This is a genomic window from Proteus faecis (assembly GCF_030286765.1).
Taxonomy (GTDB): Bacteria; Pseudomonadota; Gammaproteobacteria; order Enterobacterales; family Enterobacteriaceae; genus Proteus; species Proteus faecis.
In genome coordinates, this window is the sequence record NZ_JASVWV010000004.1 from 31,713 (window position 1) to 47,534 (window position 15,822).

Below are 15,822 nucleotides of genomic sequence, written 5' to 3' on the forward strand. Positions count from 1 at the left end.
TCTGATTTACTTATTTTGCACTGGTACGAATCAAATAATCAAAGGCGCTAAGTGAGGCTTTTGCACCTTCACCTGCAGCAATGATGATTTGCTTATAAGGTACTGTTGTACAGTCACCCGCAGCAAATACACCTTTGATATTTGTTTCACCGCGGGCATCAACAACAATTTCGCCCATCTTATTACGCTCAACAGTACCTTCTAACCACTGAGTATTAGGTAATAAACCGATTTGAACGAAAATACCTGCTAATGCAATATCATGCATAGAATCATCGGTACGATCTTTATATTTTAGACCAGTTAACTTAGTGCCATCACCATATACTTCTGTAGTTTGTGCATTTAAGATAACTTCTACATTACTTAAGCTACGTAATTTTTTCTGTAATACCGCATCTGCTCTCATTTCTGGAGCGAATTCTAATACTGTTACGTGTTCAACCAAGCCCGCTAAGTCAATTGCCGCTTCAACACCTGAGTTACCACCACCAATAACAGCAACTCTTTTGCCTTTAAACAGTGGGCCATCACAGTGTGGGCAATAAGTTACACCACGAGTACGGTATTCATTTTCACCGGGAACATTCATATTTCTCCAGCGAGCACCCGTTGCAATAATTAAGCTACGGGTTTTTAAAATCGCGCCTGATGCGGTTTCAATTTGGTGTAATTCCCCTTCTGATGCACCTGGAATTAAGCGACTAACAGTTTGACTATCGATCACATCTACTTGGTAATCATCAACGTGGGCTTTTAATGCACCAGCAAGTTTTGCACCTTCAGTTTTTGGTACTGAGATATAGTTTTCAATATCAACAGTATCAAGAACTTGGCCACCAAAACGTTCACCAATAAGGCCAGTATTCAAACCTTTACGAGCTGAATAAACAGCTGCTGACGCACCAGCAGGACCACTTCCCACAATTAAAACATCAAATGCATCTTTTTGGTTTAACAATTCTGCAGTACGTTTTTCTGCATTGCTGTCTACTTTGTTGACGATTTCAGCTAAGGTCATACGACCCTGACCAAACTCGTTACCATTTAAGAATACAGCAGGAACGCCCATGATGTTACGTTCCTGAATTTCATTTTGGAACATGCCTCCGTCAATCGCAGTATGTGTGATCTTCGGATTTAAAATCGCCATTAAGTTTAATGCCTGAACAACATCAGGGCAGTTATGACAAGAGAGCGAATAATAGGTTTCGAAATGAAACTCACCGTCTAACTGACGAATTTGTTCAAGTAATTCTTGCGCTTCTTTTGATGGATGCCCACCAGTTTGTAGTAATGCTAAAACTAATGAAGTAAATTCATGACCTAATGGCGAACCAGCAAAACGAACACCCGTTTCTTTCCCTGGGTTGGTAATAAGAAAAGATGGTTTACGTACATCGGCGTTATTATCTTCACGGTAAGTGACTTTATCAGATAATGGTTCGATTTCTTTTAATAACGCTTGGATATCAGCAGAATGTTTACTATCGTCTAATGTTGCTACTAGCTCAACTGGCTGGGTTAATCGTTCTAAATAAGCTTTCAATTGAGCTTTTAAATTATTATCTAACATTTTTGCACCCTCAATAAAATCGGGTGCCGAAACACCCGATAAATAACTTTTTAGTGGCCTAATTCTTATTTAGATTTTGCCAACTAAATCCAGTGATGGAGCTAAAGTTGCATCACCTTCTTTCCATTTTGCTGGGCAAACTTCGCCTGGGTGGCTAGCTACATACTGAGCTGCTTTAACTTTACGCAGCAGGTCTGATGCATCACGGCCAATACCTTCAGCAGTAATTTCAATTGCTTGGATGATACCTTGTGGGTCAACAACGAAAGTACCGCGGTCTGCAAGACCTTCGTTCTCACGCATGTTTTCGAAGTTACGAGTTAATGCGCCAGTTGGATCGCCAATCATGCCATATTTGATTTTACCGATAGTTTCTGAGCTGCTATGCCATGCTTTATGGGTAAAATGTGTGTCAGTAGAAACTGAATAAATTTCTACACCCAGTTTTTGGAACTCAGCATAATGATCAGCTAAGTCACCTAATTCTGTTGGGCACACAAAAGTGAAGTCTGCAGGGTAAAAGAAGAAAACGCTCCATTTGCCTTCGACGTCCTTTTCAGTCACTTCTACGAATTGACCGTCTTTAAATGCCATGTTTTTGAATGGTTTGATTGGGGTATTAATTAAAGACATTGTATTTCCTCCTGTTTGGTATGGGACTAATGTACCTATTCCATTTTAGAATAGCTAATACATTCCTGCTATCAGTTCAATAGGTTTTACCTAATGAGTTGAAGAAATTGATAGAGGTAGGTTAATGATATGTAGCTATTAAAGCAAGGCACAACAAGTAAAGTACACCTACCTTCTCTCTGTTTAATATCCCTAGCCTCAGTAACAGTAAAATTATAACATAATGAATTATAAATAAATATTAACTCTATTATAGATAAATAAAATACTATTGTGCTAATTTGGCAGGTTTAAGAACAGTATAAGTACATTCAAATGCCGCCTTTTGAATACGATAAACATCTTGACTATCTATTGTGGATTGCACAACAGCATCGCCCGATTGAAAACGTTGCAATTCTCCCCAAGGTGCCTTCATTACAAATGGAGGTGTAGAATCCGGTACAATAAAGTAATTCATTTCGATACCCTTTGGAGTAAAAGGCTGATAATCACGAGGATAAGACGCTAAATTAATTTCACTTTTCTCTGCGGTGTTGTAGCGTTGAGCAAATTTGGTTTTTCGTACCAATATCTCCTCATTACCTGTTTCTGGACAAATATTTTGTACTACCCAATCTCCTATTTTTGCTGGTTCTGAAATTGTTTCAATCCCTTCACCTTTAATTATAGTTGTGATGATCTCACCTTCTTTCGCGGGTCTTGCTAGAACAGGTTTTGTTTTTATTGCTACACCGGTGATCCCTGCTTGCTGAGCTTGCGTAAAGTAAGCTACGCGCTCCTTTTGTGGTAATTGAGAAAGATCATGTGTAAAACCAAATGAAGGAATTAAAGATAAACTTATTAATAGTGTTTTTGTTCTATTTTTCTTATACTTATAGGTCTTGTCGATATTTAATTTACCGCTTTGTATATAGAAAGGCATTGAATTGTTTCCTGATAAATATCATCTACACTTAATACACTACGCCTGTAAACGTTAAACTGATTATCGCAGGAAATAAAACAATAGCACGAGTAAAATCAGCTACCTAGCTAAAAATTATCAAAAGATCGAGCGATCTCACAACTTAAAAAAGAGAACATGTAATTAAGAAAAAAGATCAAATCGTTAAAGATGTTGCTTCAATCACTCCTATTTAATTAAAAGAAATTACTTATACGAATAGTTTAGTCTGATGACTATTCAATAATAAGAAAATCTGACGAAGCGTTTGAACAAATTTGAGATATTAAAGAGTAATCATGAAAAGCTAGTTAAGGCTTTTTCTTATCTGATGTTTTATATTCCAATAACTATACAAACTATATAAAAATATAAAGACCTCAATTAACTAACAATACTCTGTATCTTGAAGTCTTTATATAAAACCAATCTCTAACTATCTGTAACTAAAAACAGAGTTAAAATAGATATTTAAAGCGGACACGAGCCCCATAACGATCTTTATCACTATTGTGTACATTAATATCATCTTTGCCATCTATATGTGAATAATAAGCCCCTAAATAAGTCTTAAAATTATCCATATCTAAAATATTAGGTAATTCATAAGAAGCAAATACCGTGTTGATATTGTACTTTCCAGGATTAAGCGTTAAATAGGTGTCATTTTGACCACTCGTGGTTTCGATTTTTTGATAGTAAGCTCTAATATCATTATGAGCATAAATATAACCAAGTTGAAATTTGCGCCACAACACATTACTACCAATAGAAAAATCATTTTCATCTTTAGCGTCAAGATAAGCAGCACTTAAATTTGCAACAATACCGTTAATAGGATCATCAGCTAAAGTGTCCCATTTTACAGTTAAGCCATAACCTGTACGCCGTGATTGATCTTGGAACTTTCCATTTTCATCATCATAGCCATAAGCTTTGCTTATCACGTTTGCATCTATTGCGCCGGCAATAGTTAAATTGTCTTTCTGCCATGCAACAACAGGACGCATATAAATAACATTTTTACGGTTATCAAGTTTACGCCCATGATATTCATTGTCTTTAAAAACAGAAGTTCCATCTTCAACTAAAGCATTTAGCTCAAAATACCAGTCATTATAGTGTGTATTAACCATCATACTACCACCATCACTACTACGACCGCGTCCTTCTTTCATCATATACATATAGCCAAAACCATCACCATATAAATCATTTGCTGTATTGCCTGAATATTCAACAAATGTATCTTGATTTAAAGGAAACATGTCGTAAGCTTCATAACGACCAATTTTATATTGCCATTTATCACGTTGACCAAAGTAAAAAACAGCATCATCTAGATTCATTTTACCAGTCATGTCAGCCATAGGCTGAGCACGAAAACCGGCATAATTACCATTTTTTAATTCTCGTTCACCATCTACACCAATTAAAATACGCCCATTAAGTGACCATTTTTCATTATCATCAAAATCTTTTTGATTACCGGCATCATTCTCATCGATGTTAGTTGCCCTTTCTTACTAGCAGCATCAATATTATATTCAACGTCACCATATAATTTGAGATCACCCCAATTTGTATTGGTAGAGAAAAAACCTGTACCTTCTTTACTTTTCGTACTAGTAAGCTGAGCTGATTGTTTTTGTTTGATTTCATTAAGTTGAGTTTGTGCAATGTCTACTTTTGCTTGAGCCTCATCAGATTGCTTTTCTAATAGCGCAAGACGTTGCTCCATGTTGACGTTTGTAACATTATTTGATGTTTTTTTTTCTTGAGATAAGCTGTTGGAGTTAATTAATTGCTCAAGGCGAGCCGCTTTTTGTTCTGCAGCAGCGGCTCTAGCTTCAGCGGCAGTTGCTCGTTGTTCAAGTGCATTTAACCTTGCTTCAATTGCACTTATATCGGTTTGTGCATTGGCACATAATGGCGTAGTGAGGATTAAACTTATCACAACAGATAATGCTTTAACTTTCATTCGAATATTCCTAAGTTAGCAAATGTTGGCTTAACAGGTACGACAAATACATAGCAATCAATTCTGTTGATCGATTGCTCTATCTGATGAGCGTATTGTTATAATAATTAGATAATATTTTTATAAATATCAATCAGTTATTCGCATCATTATTTCTATTCTTAATAATAAATAAACCGATACCTTGATAACCTTGACATTATTTATGTTTATTAACTTCTAGCATCATAAGTAAGGTTACGTTTGGACTAAGGTACTTATTCTCGTTTAAGTACTTACAAACGTTTATTATTTTGATTCGGTATTTGATTTATTATTATTTCAAGCATATCTCTGGTTTACGTTTTCAAATTTTATAATGGGTTCACTAAGTTAATTAAAATAATCGCTATTGTGGAACATTTCCACAATCATTTGTGATTTTTTTGAGGTCAGTACAAGAACCTGAGAAAATCAATGTAATAACCCATCAAAAAATGATGCATTACAAATAAATAAAGATAAGGCGTGTTTTATCAGGAATGAGGAGTTTTGATATTTATAATAATTTTATAAGGTGATAAATGGATAGGAATTGCTTGATAGAGGGGAAAGTAGCAGAGGTTATACTATTATAACCTCTGTCCATCATTATCATATTCTACCAGGTTTACGTAATGCTCTACGAAAGTAAGAAACTGGCATTTTAGGGCAAGTTTGTTCTTTTACTGCTGGATTGTTTTCCAAATCATCTTTATCTATTTCATTATTTCTTCTTGAATTTTGTAGCCGAGTATCTGCTTTATTCATCTTCCCTTTCCTCTGAGATCAATGCCTCATTGATAGCTTCAATTTTCTCAACTGCTTCATTAAGAATAGAAGCAATACGTCCAGCTCTTTCCACAGAGAGCTCTTTTAACACTAATTTATGGCGTAAAACTGCTTTTAATTTACCAACAGCAGATTCAATTTCCTCAGAAACACCACCAGCGTTTTGAGATAAATCTCTTGCATAAGCCAGTTTTCTTTGAATATTGGCATCTATATCTTGATGTTCTGCTAAAAATGCAGCGCCTTCAGATGTAATACTGTAGTTTTTACGACCTTTTTCAGCAATCGTAGCAACTAATAGATCTTGCTCTTCAAGTAGTGTTAACGTTGGATAAATAACACCTGGGCTAGGTACATATAACCCTGAAGAAGCCTCATCTATTTCTCTAATAATTTCATAACCATGACTTGGTTTTTTCGAGATCATGCTAAGTAGCAGAACGCGTAAATCACCATGATCAAACATACGTTTTAACTGGCGACCTTGCCCTTTTCCTCTACCTGCGCATCCACGCCCACGGTGTTTTCCATGTCCATCAGAGCTATGTTCACCATGACAGCACTCACCACGATCTTTATGCCCATGACCATGTTCACCATGACAACACTCGCCACGACCTTCATGTCCATGACTATGTTCACCATGACAACAATGCTCGCCATGATTTTCTTGGTGTCGGTTATGTTTACCTTTACCACTGCAACGCCCTTTTCCGTGCGCATGTCCATGACCGCCATGTTCACCATTTTCAGCACATTGTTGATAAAGTGAGTTCAATGCTCGAATCATCATAAATATTCCCTCATTGTTTTAGATATATCGAATTTATACAGTGCAATATAATCCGATATATCTAAATGATCAAGTTTTAGATATATCTAAATATACATTTAAATCGATTATCTTATTAACAATATGATTTATCTATGATTATATTATTCAAACATAAGCTTAATTATGAATGATTATCATTCTCTAATTTGCTCTTATGTGCTATCGATGAAAATAAAAGAAGATTATTAATCAAGAAGAATAAAAAATAGGCATTTTTAGCTTAAAATGCACACGGAACAAAACAGACATTTAGAATGCAATAAGTGACGGTGTCACTTTTATCTATTAAAAAAAAGCGAAGATAATGAGGTAATAACCCACTACTTCGCTTTTTAACAAAATTTATTTCAATTGTAGAAAATATAACAAAAACGAAATATTGTTACTTGTCTAATGCAGACAAAACTACTTTCTTAATATATTGATATCCTGCTTCAATTTGTTGTTCATCACAGATTTCAGTACTTTTTATAGTAAGCTGTAGCAAGTTTAAGTGTTTAACAGTTTCCCACTCATTGTTATCAAAACCACACTCAGAACAAAACTGCGCGGGTGCATCATCGCTATTGCGAGCACAAAGCGTTAATAAACTTAAATCTTGTTTATGATGACTTTTTATCACCAAGTTTTCATAGATTGTTTTATTAAGATTATTTTGCGCTTCTAAGTCCTTATTTCCTTTCTTTACAATAGCAAAATTTAGTTTATTAAAGTCAGATGCAGATAAAACACGAATATAATAGTGATCAAATTCTTTTTCAAAAGCAGTTGCTTGATTAAAAAACTGCTCAAGCTTGATGCGCGTTTCCCATTGAATTTGTGCATATCTGCCATATCCAGATGAAGTAAAAGGATAGAGTTGATGCACACTCCACATCGATGCTACTGCTGGTGCGGATTGAATACCATCAATTTCAGGAACTTCATCAGCTTGCTCTGGACATAATCTAGGAGGGTTGGTTAAAAAACGACTAATACGCGCATCTTTAATACACACAACACCTGTAGGATATGGTGAAAATCCAGCTTGAAACGGTTCAAAAGAGACTGAATCAGCGAAAGAAAGTTGTGTAATGCTTTCATATATTTCAGGCGTCAATTCGAGTAATGGAGCTTCTTTCTTTAATTTATTACATAAAGTCTGATAAGGGATAAGTTCATAATTATCATCAAGAAATAAGCTTTTCATATAACCAAATTGCGATGCATCAATATGGATGTAAAATGAATTATTGTATTTTTCCTCGCACTCTTTTCTTAATTCAAAAAGTGGTTTTAACTTATCAACACAACCATAAGACGGTGCACCTAATATGCCTATAACGCCGAGAATGGGCTCACCTTGTTCTATCAAACGAAAAACAATACTGCGTGTTTTTTCAATATCGGTTTTAAATGTTTCATCAATCGGCAATGCTATAAGGTTGTCATACCCTAAACCAAGTATATCCATTGCTTTTTTCCAAAACTCAAAACGAGAAACAGGAACAAGCAATTTTCCTAAATGCATTGTTTTTGTCATGCCCGTCCCTCGGCATGTTAAATGGCTAACATCATCAAAAATCCCGCGCTCATTGAGTTGTTCGCTTATTGCTAAAATATCCGTAACAGACATATTGAATAACTCAAAGGCTTTTTTATCTGCAACTAAATCGCGTGATTTTGGATGACGAGCGATTGCCATTGGTAATGTTTTTAAATTTCTAAGCGCCCATAATATTTCATAGCAAGCAAGAGTATGGCTTGTTGTGATATGACCAAATGCATCTTCTGATGAGAAACCGATTAATCTACAGAGATCATCTGTAATTTTCTTTTCTTGTTCTTTTAATAAGGGAGAGTGGTTATTAAAAACATTATCCGAATTGTATGCTAACGCAGAAAGATAACCGAATTTCGCCAATTGCATCACTTGAGAATGATGATGGGAAAAATAAGGTTCAATATCAGATTGATTATAATTATTTTGCTGTTTTAAAGTCTCTAAAATACTTTCATAAGCATTATCTACTGCTTTTTTTTCAATAGTGTTACTTTTTATTTTAGCGTCTAAACTCTCGCTATTATTTCTTTTCATTTTATTTGCTTTAGGAAAAGAATACTCACTATCCATTAGTATTTTTGCCATCTCTCGATAATAACATGTGAGAGTATCAATGGTTCGGGTATGGTATACACGCTCTGTAGCACTCAGACAGGTTTGTTTGTAATTTGCCATCATCGCACCTATATATAAATTTTTATTATCTGTTTTAATGAGAATTGTGTTTATTAATCGTCAATAATTAATCTTTATTCAAATGATATACTACATGATGAGTAAGAATCTTCTTTATTTTATTGATATTAGTTAATATTTTTCTAATTTGATTTAATTAAATGACATTTTAATGATAAATGATTTAGCTTTACTTGTTAGTTTCTTTAATTTATTATCAATTTTGATTTAAGTTATATTTCTGTAAATGTGATATTATTTTTACTAAGGTCGATACTTACATCTACCCTAATAAGAATTAATGAATGTTTCTATCGTTTAACGGCTATTAAAAAGAACAGACATTAAATTACTTATCTAAAATAAGAATTTATTTATTTAAATGTTATTCATTTTTTCTTCAATATATAAAAAAACACATGAAATATGAACATGTGTTTTTCGGAATATTCGTTTTTTAGAAAGTAAAATAACTTCTGGTTCTTATATCAAATAAGTTTTAAATACTCTTATTTTTACTCTTTTATGTTATAAGACAAGGTTTCAAGCATCACTTTACCAATCAAATCACCAGACTCCATTAACTCATGTGCTTTTCCCACTTCTTTTAATGGAAAAATTGCATTAATAATTGGTTTGATTTTTTCTTCAGCTATAAGTGGCCATACATGCTGTTTTAGTTCTTGCGCTATTTGTGCCTTCTCTTCTATTGAGCGAGATCGCATCGTTGAACCAGTATGAATTAAACGCTTAATCATCATTGGCATCATATTTAAATTTTTAGGCATTCCTTTCATCATACCAACTTGTATAACGCGCCCAAACTTACTGGCAACTTGATAATTTTTTTCTACGTAATCCCCACCAATAATATCAAGAATAACATCAACACCTTTCCCTTCAGTTAAGATAGGAATTTCCTTAGCAAAATCGGCTTGTTTGTAATTGATGACATAATCAGCCCCAAGATCACGAGCTACAACAGCTTTTTCTTCAGAGCCTACCGTTGTATAGACTGTTGCACCTATTGTGTGAGCAAGCATTATAGCCGTTGATCCAATTCCTGACGTTCCACCATGAATCAGAACAGATTCACCTTGTTTTAACTTACCTAACTGAAATAAATTAGCCCAAACAGTAAAGAAATTTTCAGGTAGTGCAGCTGCTTCAATATCCGTTAAATTCATTGACGGTAATGCAATATCTTCATGAGCAATACAATATTGAGCGTAACCACCTCCAGCAACTAACGCACAAACTCTATCTCCTAGTTGCCATTTAGTGCAACCTTCCCCTAATGCGGCAACTTCGCCAGCAACTTCTAGGCCTGGAATAGGTGAAGCATCTGCTGGTGGAGGATAACTACCTTGGCGTTGAAAAATATCAGGTCGATTAACGCCTGAAGCTTTAACATTGATCAAAAGATAATGTGGGGGAAGTGAAGGTATCGGTGATAGTTGGGGTTTTAATTTATCTATACCACCTGGCTCTGTAATGGCAATTTCTAACATATCTGCAGGTAAGACAGTTGTTTTCATAATAGGCTCCCATTTATTTAATCACTCACGAAGTTAATGATAAATAAACAAAATCAACACGCTGTTTCTCATTTTAATAAGGATGGTCGATTATTCAGTAATAAATAACCTAAATGTATTTGAGAGAGATTATAACCAACCTTGCTTCTGATGCTGTATGCAAATCGGGCACAATTTTGCTTCTGGAGTCCAGGATAAAAAGGCTAAACGGCATTTTTCACAATGAGCATCATAATAATGGTAGTGTGTGGGTTCATTATTTTTAGCAACTTTTTCATTAATATGAATGGATTTAGGAAAACAAACCACTTCACAACTCATACACCCAGTACAACGTTTTTCATCAAGCGTAAATATATTATTTTCAAGTTCAATCGCACCTTCATCACACACTTTGGCGCAGGCAGAACAAAGAATACAACTGTCTTTATCTAACTGAATTTGAAACCAACTGTCTTCAGGATAAAGTTGTTTTCTTGCATTTAATCCTGTTCTTACTTGATCTTTATTGAGTGGCTTTTCATCTAGTTTTTGACGAAAAAGCATAAAGCGACGCCCACTATCAATATCAGTAGGTTCTGTGATAATTAATTGCCAAATAGGCTCTTGTAATGTTTTTAATTGAAGATTTAAGTTTGCTAAAACAGGAAGCCATTTATCTACTAAAGGCTGTGCTATCTTCATTCCTCTGATTTGATATTGGCGGTGCCACACTAATAATTCTTCGGTGCTTGCTAATGGTTCATCATGATTAACAACAAGGTAATTATCTTGATGTGTTCTTTCGTGAGGTGCGATATTTTCTATCGCATCAACGGGACAGGTAAATAGACAATTACCACATTGAAAACAGAGTTCATTGTCTATTTTTACATCTAAATGAGCGAAAGTGATAGCGCCAACAGGACAAACTTTGGAGCAACTATCACATAGGCTTTGTTTGAGGCGTTTTCTCACACATTTATCATTAATAATCGGTTCAGGCGGAAGATCCACCTTAATAAAACGCCTCATACATCACTACTCCACTACTTAACAATAAAGAATGCAAAACGATTAAGAATTTCTGCAATCAGTATTATTGCGCTACTTGCTAACACCATACGCAATCCTGAAGTAAATACAGCATGGCGATATTTCCATACACTGTATCCCATCATTAAAATACCAAGAACTGACATAAGCCATGCAGATATTCTTAATCCGAATGTTTCATTATACGCAATGATAGGCGTATGAGGGAACGTTATTGCATCATTTGTTGAAATGACTACTGACATCCATTCCAAATAAAAAGGCTGTACAACCATACGTAATGTTACAGCAAGGAAAACAACCACTAATGCACTTATTACAATCCTTTTTGCTAGCTCATCATTCACAAATGCTTTAACACGAAATGCGGTTATTGATAATGCAATAACGGCTCCTACTGTAAATAGTGCACCTATAAACATAAAATAGGTATTTGCGTGCTGCCATGTCAGCATTGATGTGTTGTAATACAGTGATGCCATACAGAATATATCGATAATGCCAATCAAACCAATCATTGCCAGTATGGTTTTATTCATATGCCCTTTTATCAAAATAACTAAGGTATAAAGGCATATTGCGCCAAGATAAACTGCAGCAAATATAATTTCACGACTTAGCCATGATGACGATATATGGCGTAATGCATGAAAAGCATTCCATGGGTATCCCATGTGTAAAGTTGATGCTAATAATCCTAAGCAACCTAAAATAGCACTCGTTAATAACACCGGGCGCATAGCAACAGTCGCTCTCTGGTTACCAAACTTTTTCTCTAGCCAACAAAAATAAAGTGCGGTAAAAATAGTCACACCCACAGAACTTTGGACAAATAAAGTAAAAGTAACTAATGGCCATTCACTCATGCTTGAACTCCTCCTTTTTTCGTCGCTCCAGTATGAGGTTTGATAACTAAATTCGGGTTTGTCATCGTAAAATCTGGTAATCCTTGAACTTGATTCAAATCCCCGTATTTCGCCCTTAGCTCTTTAATTTTGCCAAACTTAATTGCATTTAGCGGACAGGTATCAACACAAATTGGATTTTTGCCTTCAGCTAACAAATCGATACAAAAATCACATTTTGACATCTGCCCAGTTTCTTCATTCATTTGCGGTGCACCGTAAGGACATGACCAAGCGCAATACCCACAACCTACACATTTAGAAGTATCAACGCGCACAATGCCATCGCCTTCACGCTTATGCATAGCAGTAGTCGGGCAGTTTTTCACACAAACAGGTGAATCGCAGTGGTTACAAGATAGAGTTAATGTATAAGCAAAAACATTATTAACTAGACCACCTTGTCCTGTTGGTGCAAAACCACCACCTTTTATTTCATAAATACGGCGAAAACGACGCCCTACTTCTAAATTATTTTTGTCTTTACATGCCACTTGACAAGCTTTACAACCAGAGCAACGAGAGGAATCAATAAAGAAACCAAGTTGTTCATCACTCACTGGCGCATATTCTTTAAAGTCACTCATGCTTTGGTTACCTCAACTAAAACGGTTAAATGCGAGTTGCCATGTGCTAATGGTGTCATTCGTGTAGATGTTAAAACATTAGGACATCCACCATGATCAACACCATTTTCATCGGGCGTCCACCATGCTCCGGCTTGCAATCCAACCACACCAGGGATAATACGTTGTGTTACTAATGCAGGGATTTGAGTTATTCCTCTGTCGTTATAAACACGCACCATATCACCATTTTTGATACCTCTATTTTCAGCATCAATTGGATTTATCCATACTTCTTGACGTTGTACTTCTTGTAACCATGGATTGGCATATTGAGTTGAATTTGCACGATTTTTCCCTTTCCAAGTTAGCATTTGTAATGGATACGTTGCTGTTAACTTATCTTCAGGGCCTTCAATAGCAGGTACATAATGAGATAGGGCCGGAATATCTGGATTATTCATGTCATAAAGACGTTTAGAAAAAATCTCAATTTTTCCTGATGGTGTTGGGAATGGATTGTTTTCAAGATCATTGATATTTTTTTCAAAAGCAATAAACGGTTCATCTTTGAAAAGATAACGACGTGTTTTTAGCAACTCGTCAAAATTAGGGAAGTCGGGTCTATCTTGGAAACGTTCTTTATTTGTATTAACAAGATAAGCTATCCACTCTTTTTCACTTCGACCTTCAGTAAACGCCTCTTTCACGCCCATTTTTTCTGCTACGTCTGTTATCCACTCATAATCAGAACGGCGTTCAAAAGCAGGCTCAACCACTTTCTCAGATAAAAGGAAATAATTACCCGTTCCCCATGTATTACCAATATTCCAACGTTCTAAAAAACTGGTTTCAGGTAAAACGAGATCGGCATATTTTGCAGACGGAGAAAGATATAAGTCACTAGCAACAATAAATTCAACTTTTGAATCATCAGCTAATAACTTAGCAGCCGCATTAACATCTGGGTTTTGGTTAACTAAATAGTTGCCTGCTAAAGAAAAGATCATTTTGATATTGGTATCGAGTTTATCAACACCTAAAAGACCATCTTCAACACGTATTTGACTTGCATCATCAACCGCTTGCATCCAATTCATAATGGATATTTGGGCTTTAATTGGGTTCTTCCCAATATTAGGACCACGCATAGATTGACGATTACCAATACCACCGTAACCAGCAGCCCATGCCCCTTTTTTGCCTACATTTCCAGTGATTGTGGCTAATAGTGTCGAACCTCGAGCGCTACGTTCACCACATATATGACGTTGAGGTCCCCAACCTTGAATAAGAGCGGCTGGTTTTGTCATGGCATATTCGCGAGCGAGTTGGCGAATAGTATTTGCAGGGACTCGAGTGATTTTTTCTGCCCATTCAGGCGTTTTTTCTATTCCATCTTTTTGACCTGTTAAATAAGCCACTAAGGACTCATTAGCAGGAACGCCTTCAGGCATATGCTCTTCATCAAAACCAATAACATATTTGTCAATAAAAGGTTTGTCATGAAGGTTTTCAGTAACAATGACATACATCATTGCATCCATTAAAGCATTATCTGTTGTTGGTAAAAGAGGGATCCATTGATCCGCAAGAGACTGCGCTGTATCTGAATAGCGAGGGTCGACCACAATAAACTTAGTACCCTTATTTTTCATTTTCTGAAAATAATGGTTTGTATGACCAAAAATAGTTTCATTAGGGTTATGACCCCATAAAATCACTAATGGTGTATCTTCAAGTGTATCGAGTGAACTACCTGTTTTGGATATGCCGTAAGTATAAGGGGTCACTTTGACCGTATTCCCTAAACTAACAGAATGATAATAAGGTAAGTATCCACCAGTTAAATTGAAAAGTTTCTTCATCATGGTATCACCAGAGAAGATCCCTCCCGTTACAGCGGTATTGACAGTTAAAAAACGACTTGCTGCACCATACTTTTCAGTTAAACGCAAAATATTATCTGCAATAAGCGTTGTTGCTTCATCCCATGAAATACGTTCAAATTTACCCTCACCACGCTTGCCCACACGTTTCATTGGGTATTTTAGCCTGTCAGCGTGATAAGAAAATTTACGATAACCTCTACCACGCACGCACGCTCTCATAATAGGCATCGATTCATCTAATTCATTATCAGGTCTTGTTGTGATCTGAGTAACAATTCCTTCTTTTATATGGGCTCGTATATCACACTTCCCACCACAGTCAAAAGTACTGCATGTTGCAACAACAGTGGAGGGTTCTCCATTTATTTTTGCAATTGGTAAACTTTCATCTACATTAGCTTGTGCATTTCGTGCGAAAAATGGCACTGTCACTAATGCGGCACTTGATTGAACAAAGTGGCGGCGACTTAACGACATCATCCCTTTGCTTTTCTCATTTTTTTCTATTTTTTTCATTAGTTTATCATTCTCACATAATAACTTTTATCAGTAAAAATGATAGGATATAGAGGTAAACCATCATTGATGCACATCAATACCACTAAAGAGGTAATAGAATGTTTCAATATTCCTCACTTCTTTGCCGATCTCCCACTTTTTATAAAGAAAAGCTAACTCAAGGTAGCATTAAGTTGCATCAAAAATACATTAAGTTGTTTTTCCCTGATTTTTTGTTATAAAAATAAAGAGTTATACATAAAAAAGACAAAGATAAGATAAAGCCGTAAATAAAATGTCAATATAAAGATAGAAAATATTGAAGCGCCTCTTCATTTTTGGCTTTTGGCACGGATAATTTAGTAATAGCACTATGACTTCGTTAGAAA

General features: G+C 35.6%; 11 protein-coding genes and 1 pseudogene. All 12 read right to left on the bottom strand.

From position 1 onward, the window contains the following. Positions 1 to 10 precede the first annotated feature (10 nt). A complete protein-coding gene (gene ahpF, locus QSH13_RS07220) occupies positions 11 to 1,576 on the bottom strand; it encodes an alkyl hydroperoxide reductase subunit F (protein ID WP_109406246.1) in 1,566 nt (521 codons plus the stop codon). 69 nt (positions 1,577 to 1,645) lie between these two features. Continuing rightward, complete coding sequence (gene ahpC, locus QSH13_RS07225) at positions 1,646 to 2,209, bottom strand: alkyl hydroperoxide reductase subunit C (RefSeq protein ID WP_109397530.1); 564 nt, start codon at positions 2,207 to 2,209, stop codon at positions 1,646 to 1,648. A gap of 268 nt (positions 2,210 to 2,477) precedes the next feature. Beyond that, entirely contained in the window at positions 2,478 to 3,134 is a 657-nt protein-coding gene (locus tag QSH13_RS07230) for a hypothetical protein (protein WP_286039024.1), read from the bottom strand. Positions 3,135 to 3,613: 479 nt separating this feature from the next. Next, positions 3,614 to 5,136, bottom strand: a pseudogene (locus tag QSH13_RS07235) (carbohydrate porin). Positions 5,137 to 5,769: 633 nt separating this feature from the next. Then, positions 5,770 to 5,925, bottom strand: a complete 156-nt coding sequence (locus tag QSH13_RS07240) for a hypothetical protein (protein ID WP_194294842.1) — start codon at positions 5,923 to 5,925, stop codon at positions 5,770 to 5,772. After that, positions 5,918 to 6,739, bottom strand: coding sequence for a PadR family transcriptional regulator (locus QSH13_RS07245; protein WP_109406244.1), 822 nt, complete (start codon positions 6,737 to 6,739; stop codon positions 5,918 to 5,920). The genes QSH13_RS07240 and QSH13_RS07245 overlap by 8 nt, the downstream gene beginning before the upstream one ends. Before the next feature lie 424 nt (positions 6,740 to 7,163). After that, positions 7,164 to 8,999, bottom strand: coding sequence for a tyrosine decarboxylase (locus tag QSH13_RS07250; RefSeq protein WP_109397534.1), 1,836 nt, complete (start codon positions 8,997 to 8,999; stop codon positions 7,164 to 7,166). Positions 9,000 to 9,514: 515 nt separating this feature from the next. After that, positions 9,515 to 10,537: an NAD(P)H-quinone oxidoreductase gene (locus tag QSH13_RS07255; protein WP_369961270.1), complete on the bottom strand. Its 1,023-nt coding sequence runs from the start codon at positions 10,535 to 10,537 to the stop codon at positions 9,515 to 9,517. Between the two features lie 129 nt (positions 10,538 to 10,666). Next, entirely contained in the window at positions 10,667 to 11,551 is an 885-nt protein-coding gene (locus QSH13_RS07260) for a DUF362 domain-containing protein (RefSeq protein WP_109397536.1), read from the bottom strand. Between the two features lie 14 nt (positions 11,552 to 11,565). Next, the gene (locus tag QSH13_RS07265; protein ID WP_196544729.1) at positions 11,566 to 12,438 is read right to left on the bottom strand and encodes a dimethyl sulfoxide reductase anchor subunit family protein; all 873 of its coding nucleotides are present in this window, start codon (positions 12,436 to 12,438) and stop codon (positions 11,566 to 11,568) included. Further along, positions 12,435 to 13,064, bottom strand: a complete 630-nt coding sequence (locus tag QSH13_RS07270) for a DMSO/selenate family reductase complex B subunit (protein WP_109397538.1) — start codon at positions 13,062 to 13,064, stop codon at positions 12,435 to 12,437. Before QSH13_RS07270 ends, QSH13_RS07265 begins: the two co-directional genes overlap by 4 nt. After that, positions 13,061 to 15,451 (bottom strand): DMSO/selenate family reductase complex A subunit, encoded by a 2,391-nt coding sequence (locus tag QSH13_RS07275; RefSeq protein ID WP_286039023.1) that lies wholly within the window; start codon positions 15,449 to 15,451, stop codon positions 13,061 to 13,063. The genes QSH13_RS07270 and QSH13_RS07275 overlap by 4 nt, the downstream gene beginning before the upstream one ends. Between the last annotated feature and the right edge of the window lie 371 nt (positions 15,452 to 15,822).